Origin of the sequence: Mesobacillus stamsii (assembly GCF_030814065.1) — a bacterium.
Taxonomy (GTDB): domain Bacteria; phylum Bacillota; class Bacilli; order Bacillales; family Cytobacillaceae; genus Mesobacillus; species Mesobacillus stamsii.
Genome location: NZ_JAUSUN010000023.1, coordinates 1 through 18,767 on the forward strand (window position 1 = coordinate 1; position 18,767 = coordinate 18,767).

Genomic DNA, 18,767 nt, shown 5'->3' on the forward strand with positions numbered 1-18,767 from the left:
AACACGGAAGTTAAGCTTCTCAGCGCCGATGGTAGTTGGGGGTTTCCCCCTGTGAGAGTAGGACGCCGCCGGGCAAACGAAAGAACAGCTAATATAGCTGTTCTTTTTTTGTTACTGGAAAAAAACAATAAAGCCAAAGAACAACCAAAATTATATAAATAAGGGAGGTTACTACTGGAATCAAGGCATCTTTCCGCTTGATAGATACCCTTACGGAGATGGAACTGCTTGCATAAGGGTATCATTCCGCTCGAAAGATGCCCTTATAGAGATGGAACTGCTCGCAAAAGGGTATCATTCCGCTTGAAAGATGCCCTTATAGAGGTGGAAGTGCTCGCAAAAAGGTATCATTCTGCTCGATAGATGCCCTTATAGAGGTGAAACTGCTCAAATAAGGGTATCATTCCGCTCGAAAGATGCCCTTATGGAGGTGGAAAAATTACGGGGAGTTTAGATAACGACCAAGGAGCTTGCCCTTTTCATATATAAAGCTCTAATTTTTCCTTGCGGTTCGCAAATTTGTCCATTTTAAGAAATTTCATGTCGAATAATTCATATATACAGGAAACCTCCGATATATCCTAGGTACAAATTGTTTCTATCATCACAATAATATAGAGACAGTTTCATCAAGGGGGGAAAGTATTTTGCGAAAAAACGGGACGGGTCTAAAATTGAAATTAGGGACGAAAATCAATTTAATTGTACTTGGCACGGTTCTATTGATTTCTGCGATCATTGGTGTCATCGTGACCAGAGAAGTGACGGCAGGGATTAAAACTTTTGCAGTGGAAAAAGCAAAAGGGGACTTGGCTTTAAGCAAGCGATATATTGCTAATGAATATCCAGGTGAGTGGGAAATCAAAGACGGTAGGCTATATAAGGGGGATCAGGTTTTTAATGACCATTTTGAGCTAGTAGACAAAATTGGTGAGGATACAGGGGATACAGTCACTATTTTTCAGGAAAACACTCGGATTGCCACAAATGTAATGCTAGAGGGTAAGCGTGCTGTTGGGACAACAGTTTCCGCAGAGGTTGCTGACGTAGTGCTAAAACAAGGAAAGCCATATTATGGAGAGGCAAATGTGGCAGGTCACACGTACCAAACAGCTTATGAGCCTATAATTGATCAGAACGGCAAGGCAATCGGAATTCTGTACGTTGGTGCTCCAGACGGCATCATCGGACAAATTTTGTCTTCTTTTATGACCAAATTTTTGATTCAGGTCGTTATCGTTTTACTCCTCGCATTTATAGGAATCTACTGGTTTACACGTAGTTTAAAAAGAAGATTGGATGCTATTGCAGCAGCGATGATCAAGTCAGGAGCCGGAGATTTTACAGCTGTGGTTGAAGATAACAGCGGAGATGAGCTTGGTGATCTTGCGAAAAGCTATCATAGCATGAAAAAAAGCTTGAGTACAATGCTGCAGGATGTACTTGAAACTTCAGAGCAGGTTGCAGCTTCATCTGAACAGCTAACAGCAGGCGCTGAACAGACAAGCAGAGCGACAGAGCAAATAACGGAGGCTATCCAACAAGTCGCTAGCGGTTCGGATGCTCAAGCACAAGGGATAGAGGAAAGTGCAGGAGCCCTGGCGGAACTGGCAAGAGGAGTGGCGGAAATTGCAGAGACTTCTTCCTTAATTGCTGAGTCAAGTTCACAAGCAAGTGTTCATGCAAAGCAGGGGGAAACATTTGTCGAAGAGACAGCAAGTCAAATGAATCGGATCCACACTTCCGTTGAACAAACAGGAGAAGTTTTTCGTTTGTTGAATAAAAGGTCCAGGGAAATTGATACTATCTCGCAGGCGATTAGCGAGATTGCAGACCAAACCAATTTACTAGCATTAAATGCGGCCATTGAGGCAGCAAGGGCAGGTGAACATGGCAAAGGTTTTGCCGTGGTTGCCTCAGAGGTCAGGAAGCTCGCGGAACAATCGCAAAAATCTTCTTCTCAGATTTCAGATTTGATTAATCAGATACAAATTGATATGGAGCAATCCAATGATTCGATTGAAACAGTAAAACATGAAGTGCTAAGTGGTCTGGAGATTGTGGAAGGGACTCAAGGGAGCTTCCGGGAAATCCTTAACTCCATGAAAGATATGAGTGCGAGAATGGATGAGATGGCCGCTACAGCAGAACAAATGTCGGCTAGCACAGAGGAAATCTCAGCAACCGTCCATGAAATTTCAACTGTTTCGAAGGCATCAACTATCCATACTCAAAATGTTGCGGCTTCAGCTGAGGAGCAATTAGCTTCCATGGAGGAAATCACAGCAGCTGCAAATAACTTGTCTACAATGGCAGAAACTTTAAAAGATACAGTCAGCCGATTTCAAATGTAATAGAAAACCATCAGTGCCATTCTTTGGCTTGATGGTTTTTTTTCGATCAAATCGCAAAATAGCGCCTTTTCAGTGTGGACATCTTAATAAATTTCTATAAATTTCCTTTTTTGTTCTTTTGCAAGATGCTTTACATGGGACTTGATTAATGGGAACATTAAGGCTTGTAGGATAACATGTCTGGAGGGGTTAGGAAATGCTGGAGAATAGTTTTGTCATGGTATCCATCATCTTAATCATCAATATTGTTTACGTGTCTTTTTTTACCATAAGGATGATTCTGACGTTGAAGGGGCAGCGTTATACGGCTGCGGGTTTAAGCATGATCGAAGTGGTGGTTTATGTTGTCGGCCTTGGCTTAGTACTGGATAATTTGAACCAGATCCAGAACTTAGCTGCCTACGCAATTGGCTATGGGATCGGTGTCATTGTCGGAATGAAAATTGAAGAGAAGCTGGCGCTTGGATATATTACGGTTAATGTCATTACAAAGGAATATGATCGGGATCTTCCTAAAGCATTGCGGGATCAGGGGTTTGGTGTGACAGACTGGGCTGCGCACGGGCTGGAGGGGAACCGGATGGCGATGCAGATTCTTACGCCGAGGAAATATGAGCTGAAGCTATATCACACTATTAAGGAACTGGATCCAAAAGCGTTTATCATCGCGTTTGAACCGAAAGCCATTCATGGCGGGTTTTGGGTGAAATCTGTACGGAAAGGAAAACTATTTTCATGAGCAAAGCAAAAAAGAAACAGATGTATGAAGTCGGTGAACATGAATCGATTGATGATTGCCTTAATAGAATGAAGATGGATGGGTTTGCTCCTGTACGCAGATTGGAAAAACCAATTTTTAAGGAAATAGAAAAAAACGGAACAATGGCGTACGAGCCTGCTGGCCGGAAAATTATTTTTGAGGCCAGATCGATAGAAGAATAATCATTTAAACACGAACGAAAAAAATAAAAGACATATTAATGTTCGATTATTGGTTGACAACAAGGCGAAATGGTTGGTAATATGTAGATGTCGAAAGTGAAATTTAGTTTTCCCTCGTATAATAATGGGGATATGGCCCATGAGTCTCTACCCGGCTGCCGTAAATGGCCGGACTATGAGGGAAAGTAGTTTATAGCGAAGGGAACAGAAATCGCGTTCACTTATGGATTTCTTGCGCACAAACGCACCCGGACAGACTACTTTCTCTTCTTTATGGAGGAAGCAGTCTATCCGGTTTTTTGTTTTTATAACTCCAAAAGGGAGGCGAGAAAAAATGTCGGTTGCGGTCATAATGGGGAGCAAGTCGGATTGGGAAACAATGAAGCATGCATGTGACATACTGGACCAATTGGAAATTTCTTATATAAAAAAAGTTGTATCCGCCCACCGGACGCCGGACTTGATGTTTGAGTTTGCTGAAAATGCGCGAGCGGAAGGAATCAAAGTTATCATCGCAGGTGCGGGTGGGGCAGCTCATTTGCCAGGGATGGTAGCAGCGAAAACCACCCTTCCGGTCATCGGGGTGCCTGTGCAGTCGCGGGCGCTGAATGGATTGGACTCGCTTTTATCAATCGTCCAGATGCCTGGAGGAGTGCCAGTTGCAACGGTAGCAATTGGCAAGGCTGGGGCAACGAACGCAGGCTTGCTGGCAGCACAAATTATCGGAGCATTTGACCAGGAGCTTGCAAAGAGGCTGGAGCGATTGCGGGAAGAGACAAAGATTTCGGTGATGGAAAGCAGTGATGAGCTTGTCTAAATTGATTTTACCAGGAGAGACGATCGGGATAATTGGCGGCGGACAGCTTGGCAAAATGATGGCGCAATCGGCAAAGACAATGGGTTTTAGGGTCATCGTACTTGACCCGGTAGCGGATTGCCCATGCGGCCAAGTAGCAGATGAGCAGATTGTTGGTGGCTATGAGGACCTTGAAAAAATAAAGCAGCTGTCTGAACAGAGTGACGTGATTACGTATGAGTTTGAGAATATTGATGCGGATGCGCTGGAGTGGCTGAATAAATACGCCTATGTGCCGCAGGGGACAGAATTGCTGCGCGTTACACAGGACAGGATAGAAGAGAAGCGCCATTTGGAAGCGGCAGGTGTGAAGGTGGCACCCTACACGGTTGTTGAAAAAATCGAAGATGTCAGGACTGGAATCGAGAAGTTGGGAGTGCCAACTGTTCTGAAAACTGCACGCGGCGGTTATGACGGCAAAGGGCAACTGGTGATCAAGTCCATTGATGATATCGTTTTGGCGGAAACACTTGTCAGCCATGGGACTTGCGTACTGGAAAAATGGATTTCTTTCGAGAAAGAGATTTCAGTGATCGTCACTCGCGGTACGAATGGTGAAACGAGTATTTTCCCTGTTGCTGAAAATATTCACGAGGAAAATATTCTGCATCAGACGATTGTGCCGGCAAGAATGAGCGCAGAGGCTGGAGCTAAGGCTATAAAAGCAGCCAAACAAATTGCGGAGGCGTTGGAGTTAATTGGGACGCTTGCGGTGGAGATGTTTTTGGCTGCTGACGATGAGCTTTTCATAAATGAACTGGCACCGAGACCACACAACTCGGGTCATTATACGATCGAAGCATGTGAGACTTCGCAGTTCGAGCAGCATATCAGGGCAGTATGCGGCTGGCCGCTTGGAAGCACAAATTTGCTGAAGCCGGCTGTGATGGTGAATATTCTCGGGCAGCACCAGCAGCCATTGCTTGAAAAGATCGCCGAGCTATCGGATTGGAAAATTCATATATATGGCAAAAAAGAAGCAAAGCATCAACGGAAGATGGGGCATGTGACCCTTTTACGAGAGACAGTAGAGGTTGCGCTGGATGAAGCTGAGAGAAGTTGTATTTGGAAAGGCGCAGCACAATGGATCGGAGGACAAAACAAATGATAGATCGTTATACAAGACCGGAAATGGGAGCAATCTGGACGGAGGAAAACCGCTTTAAGGCATGGCTTGAGGTGGAAATTTTGGCATGTGAAGCTTGGGCTGAACTTGGCGAAATTCCTAAGGAAGATGTAAAGAAGCTAAGGGAGAATGCCTCTTTTGATGTGGACCGGATCAAGGAGATTGAGGAAGAGACTCGTCATGATGTGGTTGCTTTTACAAGGGCGGTGTCCGAGACGCTTGGGGAAGAGCGCAAATGGGTGCATTATGGCTTGACGTCTACAGACGTTGTCGATACGGCTTTATCTTATGTTCTTAAACAGGCAAATGCGATCCTTCTGAAGGACCTTGAGAACTTCGTTGAAATTTTGGCGAATAAGGCGAAAGAACATAAGTACACCGTGATGATGGGCCGCACGCATGGCGTGCATGCAGAGCCGACGACATTTGGCCTGAAGCTTGCTCTTTGGCTGGAGGAAATGAAACGAAATCTCGAGCGTTTCAAAATGGCTGCCCGTGATGTCGAATTCGGCAAGATTTCCGGTGCGGTTGGAACGTATGCGAATATTGATCCATTTGTTGAATCTTATGTTTGTGAAAAATTAGGGCTGCAGCCGGCACCGATTTCTACACAGACTTTGCAGCGTGACCGCCATGCGTTTTATATGTCGACGCTCGCGTTGATTGCGACTTCGATGGAAAAATTCGCTGTGGAAATCCGCGGCCTGCAAAAGAGCGAGACTCGTGAGGTGGAGGAGTTTTTTGCAAAAGGCCAAAAAGGGTCTTCCGCTATGCCGCATAAGCGGAATCCGATTGGTTCTGAGAACATGACCGGAATGGCGCGGGTCATCCGTGGCTATATGACAACAGCCTACGAGAATGTGCCGTTATGGCATGAACGGGATATCTCGCATTCTTCAGCAGAGAGAATTATTTTGCCAGACGCAACGATCGCGTTGAACTACATGCTGAACCGTTTTGGCAATATCGTAAAGAACTTGACGGTTTATCCGGAGAATATGAAGCGCAATATGGACCGGACGCTTGGCTTGATTTACTCCCAACGCGTGCTGCTAGCCTTGATTGATAAAGGCATGTCCCGTGAGGAAGCGTACGATACAGTGCAGCCACGCGCGATGGAAGCCTGGGAGAAGCAGGTGCAGTTTCGCAGCCTAATCGAGAGCGATGGGACAATCTCCGGGCTATTAAGTGAAGCGGAACTCGATGACTGCTTTGATTACCACTATCACATCAAGCATGTAGAGATGATTTTTGAGCGTTTAGGTCTGTGATGGAAGATTTACCTGCAGGTGACTGAGATTGCCAATTATCTTAATCGGAGGGCGTTAAAATGGAAGAGCAGACATTGCTGTACGAAGGGAAAGCGAAGCGGGTTTATGCAACAGATCAAGAAGGGATTGTCAGGATTCAATATAAGGATTCGGCGACTGCTTACAACGGCGAGAAAAAGGCGGAAATTGCCGGCAAGGGCCGACTGAATAATGAGATTACCAGTCTTTTATTTTTGAAGCTTAGCGAAGCGGGAATCCAGTCCCATTTTATCAAAAAGATCTCCGAAACAGAGCAGCTTGTGAAGCAAGTGAAAATCATACCACTTGAGGTTGTCGTGAGGAATTACGCAGCTGGGAGTTTTTCCAAGCGGCTCGGAGTTGAGGAAGGCGAGAAGCTCCGGCGCTCGATCGTTGAGTTTTACCTGAAGGATGATTTGCTTGGCGACCCGCTCATTACCGATGATCATGTCGATGTACTGAATCTTGCGACTGAGGAAGAAGTGGCGGAGTTGAAGGCAGCGGCTTTAAAAATCAATCAAGTCCTTGGTGGATTTTTCGCGGAAATTGGCGTCAGGTTAATAGACTTCAAGCTTGAATTTGGCAAGGACGGAGACGGCAGCATCCTGCTGGCTGACGAGATTTCACCTGACACATGCCGCCTGTGGGACATGAAAACGCAGCAGAAGCTTGATAAAGACGTGTTCCGCCGTGATCTGGGGAATTTGACCGATGCATACGAAACCATTTTAACGAGATTGGGAGGACAATTGCATGTATAAAGTGAAGGTGTATGTCACCTTAAGGGAAAGTGTGTTGGATCCGCAGGGAACGGCAGTCAAAAATGCGCTTGCGACACATGGGTATGAGGGAATCCAGGATGTACGGATCGGCAAGTATATGGAACTGACTTTAGATGAAAGTGTGCAGGATGTCGATGGTACTGTGAAGGAAATGTGCGAGCGCCTGTTGGCAAATACGGTAATCGAGGATTACAGGTACGAGGTTGAGGAGGTAGTTGCACAGTGAAATTTGCGGTGATTGTCTTTCCGGGTTCGAACTGTGATATCGACATGTACCATGCCGCAAAGGATGAGCTTGGTGAACAAGCCGAGTATGTATGGCATGACACTGAAAGTCTAGAAGACTATGACGCGGTGCTTTTGCCAGGCGGTTTTTCCTACGGAGATTATTTAAGATCCGGTGCAATCGCGCAGTTCAGCAATGTCATGAAGGAAGTTGTGAAGGCTGCGGAAGCAGGGAAGCCTGTACTAGGCGTCTGCAACGGGTTCCAGATTTTGCTAGAGGCAGGACTTCTTCCAGGGGCAATGCGTCGCAATGAAAGCCTTAAGTTCATCTGCAGGCAGGTAGAGCTGAAAGTCGAGAACAACGAGACAATGTTCTCAGCAGGCTATGAAAAAGGCGAGGTCATTACGATTCCGGTTGCACATGGAGAGGGCAACTATTATTGCGATGATGCAACGCTTGCCCGATTGAAGGAAAATAATCAAATCGTGTTCACCTATAGTGGAGAGAATCCAAACGGAAGTCTTGAGGATATCGCTGGTATCATGAATGAGCGCGGCAATGTTCTTGGGATGATGCCGCATCCGGAACGAGCTGTTGATGAGTTACTTGGCGGCGCAGACGGCCTGAAGCTTTTTAAATCAATCGTCAAACAATGGAGGGAAGCAAATGCGGTTAATGCTTGAACCAAGTCCAGCGCAAATTAAACAGGAAAAGATTTATCGTCAAATGGGCCTGTCAGACAGCGAGTTTGCTTCTGCTAAAAAAATACTTGGACGCACACCTAATTATACAGAGACGGGCTTGTTCTCGGTTATGTGGTCGGAGCACTGCAGCTATAAGAATTCCAAGCCCGTGCTGAAAAAGTTTCCTGTCACCGGGGAGCGCGTGCTGCAAGGGCCGGGGGAAGGTGCGGGAATCGTTGATATCGGCGATGGCCAGGCGGTTGTTTTCAAAATCGAGAGCCATAACCACCCTTCAGCCATCGAGCCTTACCAAGGTGCAGCTACTGGTGTTGGCGGCATCATCCGCGATGTTTTTTCGATGGGAGCAAGGCCAATTGCATTATTGAATTCCCTCCGTTTTGGCGAGCTGGAGTCGCCTCGGGTGAAATACTTGTTTGAACAGGTTGTTGCCGGGATTGCTGGCTACGGAAACTGTATCGGTATTCCGACTGTCGGCGGTGAGGTTCAGTTTGACTCTTCTTACGAAGGCAATCCGCTTGTGAATGCGATGTGTGTCGGACTGATCAACCACGAGGATATCAAGAAGGGCCAGGCACATGGAGTAGGCAATCCGGTTATGTATGTTGGTGCGAAGACTGGACGAGATGGTATCCACGGTGCCACTTTTGCTTCCGAGGAATTGAATGAAGCATCGGAAGAGAAGCGTCCTGCTGTCCAGGTCGGAGATCCCTTTATGGAAAAATTGCTTCTGGAAGCTTGCCTGGAGCTTGTGAAAAATGACGCGTTAGTCGGCATCCAGGACATGGGTGCTGCCGGTTTGACAAGTTCGGCTGCTGAAATGGCAAGCAAGGCAGGTTCCGGAATCGAGATGAATCTTGACCTTGTTCCTCAGCGCGAAACAGGCATGACACCTTATGAAATGATGCTCTCCGAGTCACAGGAACGTATGCTGATTGTGGTGGAAAAGGGTCGCGAGCAGGAAATCATCGATCTTTTTTCCAAGTACGAGCTGGAAGCGGTGGCGATTGGCACAGTAACGGACGACAAGATGCTTCGTCTTTTGCATAACGGGGAGGTAGTAGCGGAAGTGCCGGCAGATGCGCTGGCAGAAGAGGCTCCTGTCTATTACAAGCCTTCTAGTGAACCAGCTTACTTCCGTGAATTCCAGGCAATGGATAATCAAATTCCTAAAGTAGAAAACTATGAAACGACTCTTTTGCAGCTGCTCAAGCAGCCGACGATTGCGAGCAAAGAGTGGGTCTATGATCAATATGACTATATGGTGCGCACGAGCACAGTCGTTTCGCCAGGTTCGGATGCTGCTGTAGTCAGAATTCGTGGCACGGAAAAGGGTCTGGCGATGACGACGGATTGCAATTCCCGCTATCTCTATCTTGACCCGGAAACAGGCGGAAAGATTGCTGTTGCCGAAGCTGCACGCAATATCGTCTGTTCTGGCGGCGAGCCGCTGGCGATTACAGATTGCCTGAACTTCGGGAATCCGGAGAAGCCGGAGATATTCTGGCAGTTTGAAAAAGCAGTCGACGGGATGAGTGAAGCGTGCCGGACATTGAGCACACCCGTCATCGGCGGGAATGTAAGTTTGTACAATGAAACGAATGGAACAGCTGTCTATCCAACCCCGGTTGTCGGAATGGTCGGATTAGTTGAAAACCTGAAGCACGTTACGACGCAGCATTTTAAAAACGCCGGCGATTTGATTTATTTATTGGGTGATACGAAGGATGAATTTGGCGGCAGCGAGCTGCAAAAGCTAGTTCATGGCCGGATTTTTGGCAAGGCGCCTGAACTAGATTTACAAGTAGAAGCAAGCTATCAGGCTCAAATTTTAATAGCAATCAGAAAGGGTGTTGTTGCTTCGGCACATGATGTCGCAGAGGGCGGCGTCGCGGTTGCACTTGCTGAATCCGTGATCGGCAGCAAAGGGCTCGGAGCAGAAGTGAAATTAGAAGGAAATGTTGTATCGGCGCTGTTCAGCGAAACGCAAACCCGCTTCCTTTTATCGATAGCACCTGATGACCAAATAGAGTTTGAAAAGATCACAAATGCGGTCTTGATCGGAAAAGTAACGGAAACTTCAGTCTTAAAAATAGATGTCAACGGTGAGAACGTGATCCATCATGATGTAAAGGGGCTGAAAAAAGCCTGGAAAGGAGCTATCCCATGCTTGCTGAATTAAAAGGCTTGAATGAGGAATGCGGCGTTTTTGGAATCTGGGGACATCCTGAGGCAGCACAAATCAGCTATTACGGTCTACACAGCCTGCAACATCGCGGCCAGGAAGGGACGGGAATCGTTGTTAGCGATGGGCAGCAGCTAAAGGGCAAGAAAGGCGAGGGCCTTGTTACGGAAATTTTTACCGCAGAGGCAATGGAAGATTTGCAAGGGGTCGGTGCCATCGGCCATGTTCGCTATGCGACTGCAGGGGGAGGCGGCTACGAGAATGTTCAGCCGCTCCTGTTTCAATCGCAAAACGGCGGTCTTGCGTTGGCGCATAATGGCAATCTGGTAAATGCTGATTCATTGCGGAATCAGCTTGAAGCTCAAGGCAGCATCTTCCAGACAAGTTCTGATACGGAAGTACTCGCCCATTTAATTAAGCGTGGCGGCTTCAGTCAGCTGAAGGATCGTGTAAAAAATGCCTTGCCGATGCTGAAGGGTGCCTATGCCTTTTTGATTATGACCGAGACGGAGTTAATGGTGGCACTAGATCCGCATGGCCTTCGCCCGCTTTCGCTTGGCATACTTGGCGATGCCTATGTGGTCGCATCGGAGACATGTGCCTTCGATATTGTCGGAGCGGAATTTATCCGGGATATCCTTCCGGGAGAACTGCTCGTGATCGATAAGGATGGTCTTCATTCTGAGATGTATTCGGTGAATACAACGACAGCCATCTGTACAATGGAATATATTTATTTTTCGCGGCCAGATAGCAATATCCACGGGATCAACGTCCATGCCGCCCGGAAAAATCTTGGCAAGCAGCTGGCAAAAGAAGTGCCAATCGAAGCGGATGTGGTCACGGGTGTTCCGGATTCCAGTATTTCTGCAGCCATCGGTTATGCGGAGGAATCGGGAATTCCGTACGAAATGGGGTTAATCAAAAATCGCTATGTTGGCCGGACCTTCATCCAGCCATCGCAGTCCCTGCGGGAGCAGGGTGTGAAAATGAAGCTTTCACCGGTACGCGGGATTGTTGAAGGCAAGCGTGTCATTATGGTTGACGATTCCATTGTGCGCGGTACGACAAGCCGCCGGATCGTAAAGATGCTGAAGGAAGCGGGAGCAACCGAGGTGCATGTGGTGATTAGTTCGCCGCCGATTCAGAATCCATGCTTTTACGGGATCGATACCTCAAATAAGGAAGAGTTGATCGCATCTGAAAAATCGGTGGAAGAGATTCGCGAACTGATTGGCGCCGATTCGTTGACGTTTTTAAGTGTTGAAGGGATGCTAGACGCAATCGGACACAATGAACCAGGCGAAACACGCGGCCAGTGCTTGGCATGCTTTACAGGGAAGTACCCGACGGAAATCTATCCGCAGGCGATTCCTGCAGGACAGAAGTGCTGATCAAAGAGTTTATTCCAAATATAGGCAATATTTTGATGTTTCCATTCGGCCAGTTTTACGAAATCCATACTAAACTGGCTCTTTTTTGGACAATAAGTAGAAAAAATCAGCCAAATCGGAGGTAGTGAACATGGCTAATGCGTATAAGCAGGCCGGTGTAGATATAGAGGCCGGATATGAAGCGGTTAAACGGATCAAAAAGCATGTGAATCGGACAGTCCGACCGGGTGTGTTCGGAGCGCTGGGCGGATTCGGCGGGATGTTCGATCTTTCTAGCCTTGAGCTGAAGGAACCGGTGCTCGTTTCGGGTACGGATGGTGTCGGCACGAAGCTCATGCTCGCCTTTATGATGGACCGCCACGATACAATTGGCATAGATGCAGTTGCAATGTGCGTGAACGACATTGTTGTCCAAGGGGCAGAACCACTCTACTTCCTGGACTATATTGCCTGCGGAAAGGCACATCCTGAAAAAATCGAGGCAATTGTCAAAGGAATTGCCGATGGCTGCGAGCTGGCTGGCTGCGCCCTTATCGGCGGTGAAACAGCGGAAATGCCAGGAATGTACTCTCCGGATGAATATGATTTGGCTGGTTTTTCAGTCGGTGCATGTGAAAAAGCTGCTATCATAACAGGGCAGCAAATTAAGGAAGGCGATGTGCTGATTGGGCTGGCGTCAAGCGGGATTCACAGCAATGGCTATTCGCTTGTGCGCAAGGTGTTTCTCGAGCAGGCCGACTGGAAGCTTGACCGATATATCGAGGAATTCGGCTGCACACTTGGCGAAGAGCTGCTGAAGCCGACCCGCATTTATGTAAAATCATTGCTGGCTGCGATGAAGCAATTCGAGCTAAAAGGACTTGCCCACATCACAGGCGGCGGTTTCATGGAAAACATTCCGCGGATGCTGCCGAAAGGACTTGGTGCAGAGATCGAAGAAGGCAGCTGGGAAATATCCCAAGTCTTTAAGACGCTAGAGTCATTAGCCGAACTCGATCGCCAAGATATGTATCAAACTTTTAATATGGGCATTGGCATGGTCGTGGCGGTTGATTCAAAACTTGCATCGGAACTTGTTGCATTTTTTACCGAAAAAGGGGAGCGGGCTTCAGTAATTGGGACAGTTACTGGTACGGAGGGAATCTTGATCAAACCGGCTGGTGAAGCAATATGAAAAAAATTGCAGTGTTCGCGTCAGGAAGCGGCGGCAATTTTCAGGCGATTGCAGTTGCAGCCCAGTCTGGTAGCCTAAACGCTGAAATCAGCCTGCTCGTATGCGACAAGCCGGATGCGTTTGCGGTGGATCGTGCCGAAATGCTGGGGATTCCTGCTCTGGTCATCAGCCCGAAAAACTATGCTTCTAAGGAAGCATACGAGGAAGAAATTTTGCAAAGGCTGACCAGTTTGCAAGTGGACATGATTGTACTTGCTGGCTATATGCGGCTGATTGGCCCAATATTATTGAATGCGTACGTGGGAAAAATCATCAATATCCATCCATCTCTACTCCCGGCTTTTCCAGGAAAGGATGCCATTGGCCAGGCGCTGGCAGCGGGAGTCAAGACGACGGGAGTGACGATTCACTATGTCGATGAGGGAATGGACACCGGACCGGCGATTGCGAGTGCGGCAGTGGATATCATTGCTGGGGAGACACACGAGTCACTTCAGCGAAAAATACAGCGAATCGAGCACAGCTTATATCCTGAGGTTCTGGAGAAGCTGCTAAATGGAAAAGAGGAGGCAGTACAATGAAAAAAAAGCGGGCACTGATCAGTGTTTCCAATAAAGATGGTATTGTGGGATTTGCCAAGGAACTTGTTGAGCTTGGGTTTGAAATCATTTCGACTGGCGGAACGAAGAATGCGCTGAAAGAAGGAGGGATTCCAGTCATCGGCATCAGCGATGTAACAGGATTTCCGGAAATCCTTGAAGGCCGTGTCAAGACGCTGCACCCAAAAATTCATGGTGGATTGCTTGCAAAGTACGACGATCCTTCTCATCAGGCTCAGATGTCTGACAATCACATTGAAAAAATCGATCTCGTTTGCGTCAATTTGTATCCTTTCAAAGAAACCATTTCCAAGCCCGGCGTCACACCGGAACAAGCGATCGAGAATATCGATATTGGCGGTCCGGCAATGCTGCGCGCCTCTGCGAAAAACCATCTATACATAACCGTGCTCGTTGACCCTGCAGACTACAAGCAGGTGATCGATGAATACAAAAAGAACCAGGGAACATCGCTGGAAACACGCCGCACGCTGGCTGCGAAGGTGTTCCGCCACACGGCAGCTTACGATGCGCTAATTGCGGAATATATGACAAATCTTGCAGGCGAACAACAGCCAGAGAAAATGACGGTTACTTACGAGTTAAAGCAAAGCCTTCGTTATGGTGAAAATCCGCATCAGAAGGCAGCTTTTTACCAGAAGCCGCTTGGTTCTTCATTTTCGGTTGCAGCAGCAGAACAGCTTCATGGGAAAGAGCTTTCCTATAACAATATCAATGATGCAAATGCTGCCTTGCAAATTGTCAAAGAATTCTCCGAGCCTGCAGCCGTTGCCGTGAAGCATATGAATCCATGTGGTGTCGGCACGGGAAAAAATTTATTTGAGGCGTTTGAGAAGGCATTTGAAGCGGATCCTGTTTCTATTTTCGGCGGCATTGTTGCGCTGAATCGCGAGGTGGATCGAGAGACGGCACGCAAATTGTATGAAATCTTCCTGGAAATCATTATTGCGCCTTCTTTTAGCGACGAAGCGTTTGAGATTTTATCGGCGAAAAAAAACCTGCGCTTATTGAAGGTTTCCTTCGATGGCAAGGGAAACAAGGAAAACACTCTTTCTTCGATTGAAGGAGGTTTGCTTGTCCAGGAGCAGGATGCGTTTGGATTCGATGACGCAGAAATCTCTGTGCCAACGAAGCGAGAACCAACGGATGTCGAGTGGGAGGCGTTGAAACTAGCTTGGAAGGTTGTCAAGCATGTTAAGTCCAACGCAATCGTCGTATCCGATAAAGATAGGACTCTTGGCATTGGAGCAGGACAGATGAACCGTGTTGGAGCAGCAAAAATTGCCTTGGAACAGGCTGGTTCGAAAGCGAAGGGTGCAGCGCTTGCATCCGATGCGTTCTTCCCGATGGAAGACACAGTCGAAGCGGCGGCAAAAGCCGGGGTCACAGCCATCATCCAGCCAGGAGGCTCGGTCCGTGATGCGGATTCCATTAAGAAAGCAGATGAATACGGGATCGCGATGGTGTTTACTGGAGTAAGGCATTTCAGGCATTAAGTTAGTTGGAATAGTGGCAGGGAAATTCGTTAGGAAGCAGGACACGGAGGTGCAGGAAATGAAGGTTCTGGTGGTTGGCAAGGGCGGCAGAGAGCATGCGATTTGTAAAAAAGTGAGGGAGAGTCCGCTAGTTACAGAAGTGTTTGTGGCGCCGGGAAACCCGGGCATGGAGGACTGTGCGAAGCTTGTGGCCGTTAACGAAATGGATGCAGAAGCGCTTGTTTCCTTTGCAAAGGAGCAACAAATTGGGCTGACGATCATCGGTCCGGAAATTCCACTGCTCGCGGGGCTGGCAGACAGATTCATCGAAGAGGGGCTCAAGGTTTTTGGTCCGCGAAAAGCAGCAGCGATGATCGAGGGCAGCAAATCGTTTGCGAAGGACTTGATGAAAAAATATGGCATTCCTACTGCTCAATCCGAAACATTCACCGACTACGGCCAGGCAAGGGATTATTTGGCCACAGTTGGTGCTCCAATTGTCATTAAGGCGGATGGATTGGCAGCAGGAAAAGGTGTCGTCGTAGCAATGACAATGCAGCAAGCGGAACAGGCACTGCAGGAAATGATGCTTGACGGCAAATTTGGGGAAGCTTCCGCAATCGTGGTCATTGAGCAATTTTTAACAGGAGAAGAGTTTTCGCTGATGGCGTTCGTGAACGGAGAAACGGTGATTCCGCTTGAAATTGCCCAGGACCATAAGCGGGCGTTTGATGGGGATAGAGGGCCGAACACCGGCGGGATGGGTGCGTATTCGCCCGTTCCGCAAATCAAAAACGATTCCATCGAAGAGGCGGTCGAGAAAATCCTTATTCCAGCTGCAATTGCGATGGAAATGGAAAGAAGAAGCTTTACTGGGATACTATATGCCGGGTTAATCGAGACAGAGGAAGGACCTAAGGTGATCGAATTCAATGCCAGGTTTGGCGATCCGGAAACGCAGGTCCTTCTGCCGAGAATGAAGTCGGATTTGGTTAAGGTGATCATCGAATTGCTTGAAGGCGGCAAACCGGAAATGAATTGGCATAAGGAAGCGATGATCGGCGTGGTGGTCGCAGCTAATGGCTATCCAGATGAGTATGAAAAAGGTGCTGAACTCAAAGGCGTGGAAAATATGTCCAATGTTTTTCATGCAGGTACAGCGAAAAACAGCCACGGCAAGTTCGTGACAAACGGCGGCAGGGTGTTGCTAGTTGGTGCTAAAGCAGACACGCTTAAAGAAGCGCAGCAACTAGTATATGCTGAGCTGGAAAAGCTTGACTGTCCGGAGACTTTTTACCGAAAGGATATCGGCAGCAAAGCTATCGCGCACGTCTCTTACTAGAACTCTTTATATAAACGAATAAAATGGCAATGATGCTGCCAATCAATGCGATCCAGACAAAGCTGACGTCAATGATATATTCCCAAAACATTAGAATCATCTCCTTTTTTGAAGCCCCCAGGTAATGGGGGCTTTCTATTTTAACTAGGATTGTACTGGATCCATCCTTCAGAGTCTTGATCCCCCGAATTTTTCTGTTCCATTCTATCTTGGCATTTTTCATAGGCGGCGGTCATTGGACAATAGCGAACGATTCCTTCGCCGACCTTCATGGCGCCAAGCATGGCAATAAAAAGATAGGAATCCTTCCACGGCCGCTTCACCATTTTGGCGGTCGACCATGCCAGAATTGTCAGCCCCGCGGTAATTCGCACAAGGGCATTGAGGATGCCTATATTCGGACGCACGTTCATTTTTCATCGCTCCCTTGATCGCTATTTTAAAATTCTTTAGTGCGTTAAACAGTAAAATATGATACGATAGTACAATAATGTAAAGGCTTTCTTTTTAAAACTTAGAAAAGGGGAACATGGTATGGAACAACGTTACCGATGGAAAAACAAACAATTGCGCAACCATGCTGCTGTGCTGGACGGCACCCTTCCACCGACGATTTTATTGAAAAATGCAACGTATTTAAACCAGACATTCCGCAAATGGATGACTGCGAACATATGGATTTACAATGACAGGATTGTGTACGTTGGTGAAAACCTGCCGGAAAATACGGAGCAGTGTGAAATCATGGATTGCACCGGAATGAGACTCGTGCCGGGGTATATTGAACCACACGCCCACCCATTTCAACTTTATAATCCCCATTCTTTCGCTGCTTATGCAGCGCAAACGGGGACGACCACATTGATCAATGACAATATGGTGCTTGCTTTGCAATTAGGAAAAAAGAAAGCGTTTTCTTTTATCAATGAGCTAAATGATATTCCCGTTACCATGTACTGGTGGAGCCGGTTTGACGCACAGACAGAGATTGATCACGAGGAAGAGGTATTTTCCAACAGCAATGTCAGGGCATGGCTGGAGCATGAGAATGTCGTCCAGGGCGGGGAACTGACATGCTGGCCAAAGCTGTTGAGCGGCGATGACATGATTCTTCACTGGATGCAGGAAACGAAGCGTTTGCACAAGAAAATAGAAGGGCATTTTCCGGGAGCATCAGAGAAAACCTTGGCAAAAATGATGCTGTTCGGCGCGGACTGCGACCATGAGGCGATGACAGGCGAGGAAGTCAGAAGAAGACTGATGCAGGGGTATATGGTGTCGCTGCGGCATTCCTCCATCCGCCCAGATTTGCCGAAGCTGCTGGATGAAATTCATGAGCTTGATATCGCGGTGTACGACCGGTTTATGATGACGACTGATGGTTCATCAACAGCATTTTATGAAAATGGCGTCATGGATGAATTGATCCGGATTGCCATAGATCATGGCGTTCCGGTTATCGATGCCTATAATATGGCGACCATCAATGTGGCGCGTTATTATAATTTCGAGCATCTGCATGGGAATATCGCTACTGGACGGATTGCGCACATCAATATCCTGAGCGATGAAAGAAATCCAACTCCTGTATCGGTGCTCGCGAAGGGCCGTTGGGTGAAACGAGATGGCGTGGCAATGGATGAAGGCAAAGAGTTGCCTTGGTCGGAGATGGGCTTTGCTCCGCTAGAATTGGATTGGAATTTGACAATGGACGATCTGCAGTTTTCGATGCCATTTGGAATTAAGATGGAGAATTCAGTGATTACGAAGCCTTATTCCATTTCGATCGATGTTTCCGCAGAGCAATTACCATCAAACCATGATGAATGTTTTTTCACCCTGTTCGACCGCAAAGGGAAATGGCGTATCAATACAGTGTTAAAAGGCTTTGCAACCGATTTGCAGGGGCTTGCAAGTTCATTTTCCAATACCGGAGATATTATTTTAATTGGGAAAAACAAGCAGGATATGATTGCTGCTTTTGACAGACTGAAGGAGCTTGGAGGAGGCATTGTTGCCAGTGAAAATCGAGTCCCTGTCCGTGAAATCCCACTGACTCTTCAAGGAGTCATGTCGAGCCATCCAGTAATGGAGCTGATGGCAGAAGAAAAGCAGTTGCTGGAATATTTGAAGGACAAGGGCTATAAATTTGCGGATCCAATCTATTCCCTGTTATTCTTCTCATCAACGCATTTACCTTATATCCGAATCACCCAGATGGGCATCTATGACGTGATGAAAAAAACGGTACTCTTTCCAACGATAATGCGTTAAAATATAAAAGTACATCTAAGAAATAGA

At 47.3% G+C, this 18,767-nt stretch carries 18 protein-coding genes, 1 rRNA gene and 1 riboswitch; of the genes, 17 read left to right on the top strand and 2 right to left on the bottom strand.

Going from position 1 to position 18,767, the window contains the following annotated elements; all coding sequences use genetic code 11:
- The 16 genes from rrf to purD form a co-directional block, all read left to right on the top strand.
- Positions 1 to 74, top strand: a 5S ribosomal RNA gene (gene rrf, locus J2S25_RS20125); the annotation flags it as partial.
- Positions 75 to 647: 573 nt separating this feature from the next.
- Entirely contained in the window at positions 648 to 2,354 is a 1,707-nt protein-coding gene (locus J2S25_RS15370) for a methyl-accepting chemotaxis protein (RefSeq protein WP_044391421.1), read from the top strand.
- 196 nt (positions 2,355 to 2,550) lie between these two features.
- A complete protein-coding gene (locus tag J2S25_RS15375; protein WP_044391422.1) occupies positions 2,551 to 3,093 on the top strand; it encodes a DUF2179 domain-containing protein in 543 nt (180 codons plus the stop codon).
- Positions 3,090 to 3,296: an NETI motif-containing protein gene (locus J2S25_RS15380; RefSeq protein WP_044391423.1), complete on the top strand. Its 207-nt coding sequence runs from the start codon at positions 3,090 to 3,092 to the stop codon at positions 3,294 to 3,296. The genes J2S25_RS15375 and J2S25_RS15380 overlap by 4 nt, the downstream gene beginning before the upstream one ends.
- A 94-nt stretch (positions 3,297 to 3,390) precedes the next feature.
- Positions 3,391 to 3,492, top strand: a riboswitch (purine riboswitch).
- Between the two features lie 138 nt (positions 3,493 to 3,630).
- Positions 3,631 to 4,113 carry a 5-(carboxyamino)imidazole ribonucleotide mutase gene (gene purE / locus J2S25_RS15385; protein ID WP_044391424.1) on the top strand — a complete coding sequence of 161 codons (483 nt, stop codon included), beginning with the start codon at positions 3,631 to 3,633 and terminating at the stop codon, positions 4,111 to 4,113.
- A complete protein-coding gene (gene purK, locus J2S25_RS15390; RefSeq protein ID WP_307192303.1) occupies positions 4,100 to 5,260 on the top strand; it encodes a 5-(carboxyamino)imidazole ribonucleotide synthase in 1,161 nt (386 codons plus the stop codon). The genes purE and purK overlap by 14 nt, the downstream gene beginning before the upstream one ends.
- Positions 5,257 to 6,549, top strand: a complete 1,293-nt coding sequence (gene purB / locus J2S25_RS15395; protein WP_307192304.1) for an adenylosuccinate lyase — start codon at positions 5,257 to 5,259, stop codon at positions 6,547 to 6,549. The genes purK and purB overlap by 4 nt, the downstream gene beginning before the upstream one ends.
- 59 nt (positions 6,550 to 6,608) lie before the next feature.
- Entirely contained in the window at positions 6,609 to 7,328 is a 720-nt protein-coding gene (gene purC, locus J2S25_RS15400; RefSeq protein WP_044391427.1) for a phosphoribosylaminoimidazolesuccinocarboxamide synthase, read from the top strand.
- A complete protein-coding gene (purS, locus tag J2S25_RS15405; RefSeq protein WP_307192305.1) occupies positions 7,321 to 7,575 on the top strand; it encodes a phosphoribosylformylglycinamidine synthase subunit PurS in 255 nt (84 codons plus the stop codon). The genes purC and purS overlap by 8 nt, the downstream gene beginning before the upstream one ends.
- Complete coding sequence (purQ, locus tag J2S25_RS15410; protein ID WP_044391429.1) at positions 7,572 to 8,258, top strand: phosphoribosylformylglycinamidine synthase subunit PurQ; 687 nt, start codon at positions 7,572 to 7,574, stop codon at positions 8,256 to 8,258. The genes purS and purQ overlap by 4 nt, the downstream gene beginning before the upstream one ends.
- A complete protein-coding gene (purL, locus tag J2S25_RS15415) occupies positions 8,242 to 10,458 on the top strand; it encodes a phosphoribosylformylglycinamidine synthase subunit PurL (RefSeq protein ID WP_307192306.1) in 2,217 nt (738 codons plus the stop codon). The genes purQ and purL overlap by 17 nt, the downstream gene beginning before the upstream one ends.
- Complete coding sequence (gene purF, locus J2S25_RS15420; protein WP_307192307.1) at positions 10,443 to 11,855, top strand: amidophosphoribosyltransferase; 1,413 nt, start codon at positions 10,443 to 10,445, stop codon at positions 11,853 to 11,855. Before purL ends, purF begins: the two co-directional genes overlap by 16 nt.
- 130 nt (positions 11,856 to 11,985) lie before the next feature.
- A complete protein-coding gene (gene purM, locus J2S25_RS15425; protein ID WP_307192308.1) occupies positions 11,986 to 13,029 on the top strand; it encodes a phosphoribosylformylglycinamidine cyclo-ligase in 1,044 nt (347 codons plus the stop codon).
- The gene (purN, locus tag J2S25_RS15430) at positions 13,026 to 13,610 is read left to right on the top strand and encodes a phosphoribosylglycinamide formyltransferase (protein ID WP_307192309.1); all 585 of its coding nucleotides are present in this window, start codon (positions 13,026 to 13,028) and stop codon (positions 13,608 to 13,610) included. The genes purM and purN overlap by 4 nt, the downstream gene beginning before the upstream one ends.
- Complete coding sequence (gene purH, locus J2S25_RS15435) at positions 13,607 to 15,145, top strand: bifunctional phosphoribosylaminoimidazolecarboxamide formyltransferase/IMP cyclohydrolase (protein WP_307192310.1); 1,539 nt, start codon at positions 13,607 to 13,609, stop codon at positions 15,143 to 15,145. Before purN ends, purH begins: the two co-directional genes overlap by 4 nt.
- Before the next feature lie 58 nt (positions 15,146 to 15,203).
- Entirely contained in the window at positions 15,204 to 16,466 is a 1,263-nt protein-coding gene (purD, locus tag J2S25_RS15440; protein WP_307192311.1) for a phosphoribosylamine--glycine ligase, read from the top strand.
- Here purD and J2S25_RS20025 read toward each other — a convergent pair.
- Both J2S25_RS20025 and J2S25_RS15445 read right to left on the bottom strand, forming a co-directional pair.
- Positions 16,444 to 16,557 carry an EYxxD motif small membrane protein gene (locus J2S25_RS20025; RefSeq protein ID WP_336623594.1) on the bottom strand — a complete coding sequence of 38 codons (114 nt, stop codon included), beginning with the start codon at positions 16,555 to 16,557 and terminating at the stop codon, positions 16,444 to 16,446. The two genes, purD and J2S25_RS20025, sit on opposite strands and share 23 nt — an antisense overlap.
- A gap of 49 nt (positions 16,558 to 16,606) precedes the next feature.
- A complete protein-coding gene (locus tag J2S25_RS15445) occupies positions 16,607 to 16,879 on the bottom strand; it encodes a YgaP family membrane protein (RefSeq protein WP_307192312.1) in 273 nt (90 codons plus the stop codon).
- A gap of 121 nt (positions 16,880 to 17,000) precedes the next feature.
- On the opposite strand from J2S25_RS15445, the gene J2S25_RS15450 reads away from it, so the two are divergent.
- Positions 17,001 to 18,740, top strand: coding sequence for an adenine deaminase C-terminal domain-containing protein (locus J2S25_RS15450; RefSeq protein ID WP_307192313.1), 1,740 nt, complete (start codon positions 17,001 to 17,003; stop codon positions 18,738 to 18,740).
- Positions 18,741 to 18,767 lie beyond the last annotated feature (27 nt).

Coding starts and splice junctions, on each gene's coding strand:
- purE (WP_044391424.1), top strand. CDS start 3,631: ATGTCGGTTGCGGTCATAATGGGGAGCAAGTCGGATTGGGAAACAATG.
- purB (WP_307192304.1), top strand. CDS start 5,257: ATGATAGATCGTTATACAAGACCGGAAATGGGAGCAATCTGGACGGAG.
- purH (WP_307192310.1), top strand. CDS start 13,607: ATGAAAAAAAAGCGGGCACTGATCAGTGTTTCCAATAAAGATGGTATT.
- purS (WP_307192305.1), top strand. CDS start 7,321: ATGTATAAAGTGAAGGTGTATGTCACCTTAAGGGAAAGTGTGTTGGAT.
- J2S25_RS20025 (WP_336623594.1), bottom strand. CDS start 16,557: ATGTTTTGGGAATATATCATTGACGTCAGCTTTGTCTGGATCGCATTG.
- purM (WP_307192308.1), top strand. CDS start 11,986: ATGGCTAATGCGTATAAGCAGGCCGGTGTAGATATAGAGGCCGGATAT.
- purC (WP_044391427.1), top strand. CDS start 6,609: ATGGAAGAGCAGACATTGCTGTACGAAGGGAAAGCGAAGCGGGTTTAT.
- purK (WP_307192303.1), top strand. CDS start 4,100: ATGAGCTTGTCTAAATTGATTTTACCAGGAGAGACGATCGGGATAATT.
- J2S25_RS15380 (WP_044391423.1), top strand. CDS start 3,090: ATGAGCAAAGCAAAAAAGAAACAGATGTATGAAGTCGGTGAACATGAA.
- purN (WP_307192309.1), top strand. CDS start 13,026: ATGAAAAAAATTGCAGTGTTCGCGTCAGGAAGCGGCGGCAATTTTCAG.
- J2S25_RS15375 (WP_044391422.1), top strand. CDS start 2,551: ATGCTGGAGAATAGTTTTGTCATGGTATCCATCATCTTAATCATCAAT.
- purF (WP_307192307.1), top strand. CDS start 10,443: ATGCTTGCTGAATTAAAAGGCTTGAATGAGGAATGCGGCGTTTTTGGA.
- J2S25_RS15450 (WP_307192313.1), top strand. CDS start 17,001: ATGGAACAACGTTACCGATGGAAAAACAAACAATTGCGCAACCATGCT.
- purD (WP_307192311.1), top strand. CDS start 15,204: ATGAAGGTTCTGGTGGTTGGCAAGGGCGGCAGAGAGCATGCGATTTGT.
- purL (WP_307192306.1), top strand. CDS start 8,242: ATGCGGTTAATGCTTGAACCAAGTCCAGCGCAAATTAAACAGGAAAAG.
- J2S25_RS15445 (WP_307192312.1), bottom strand. CDS start 16,879: ATGAACGTGCGTCCGAATATAGGCATCCTCAATGCCCTTGTGCGAATT.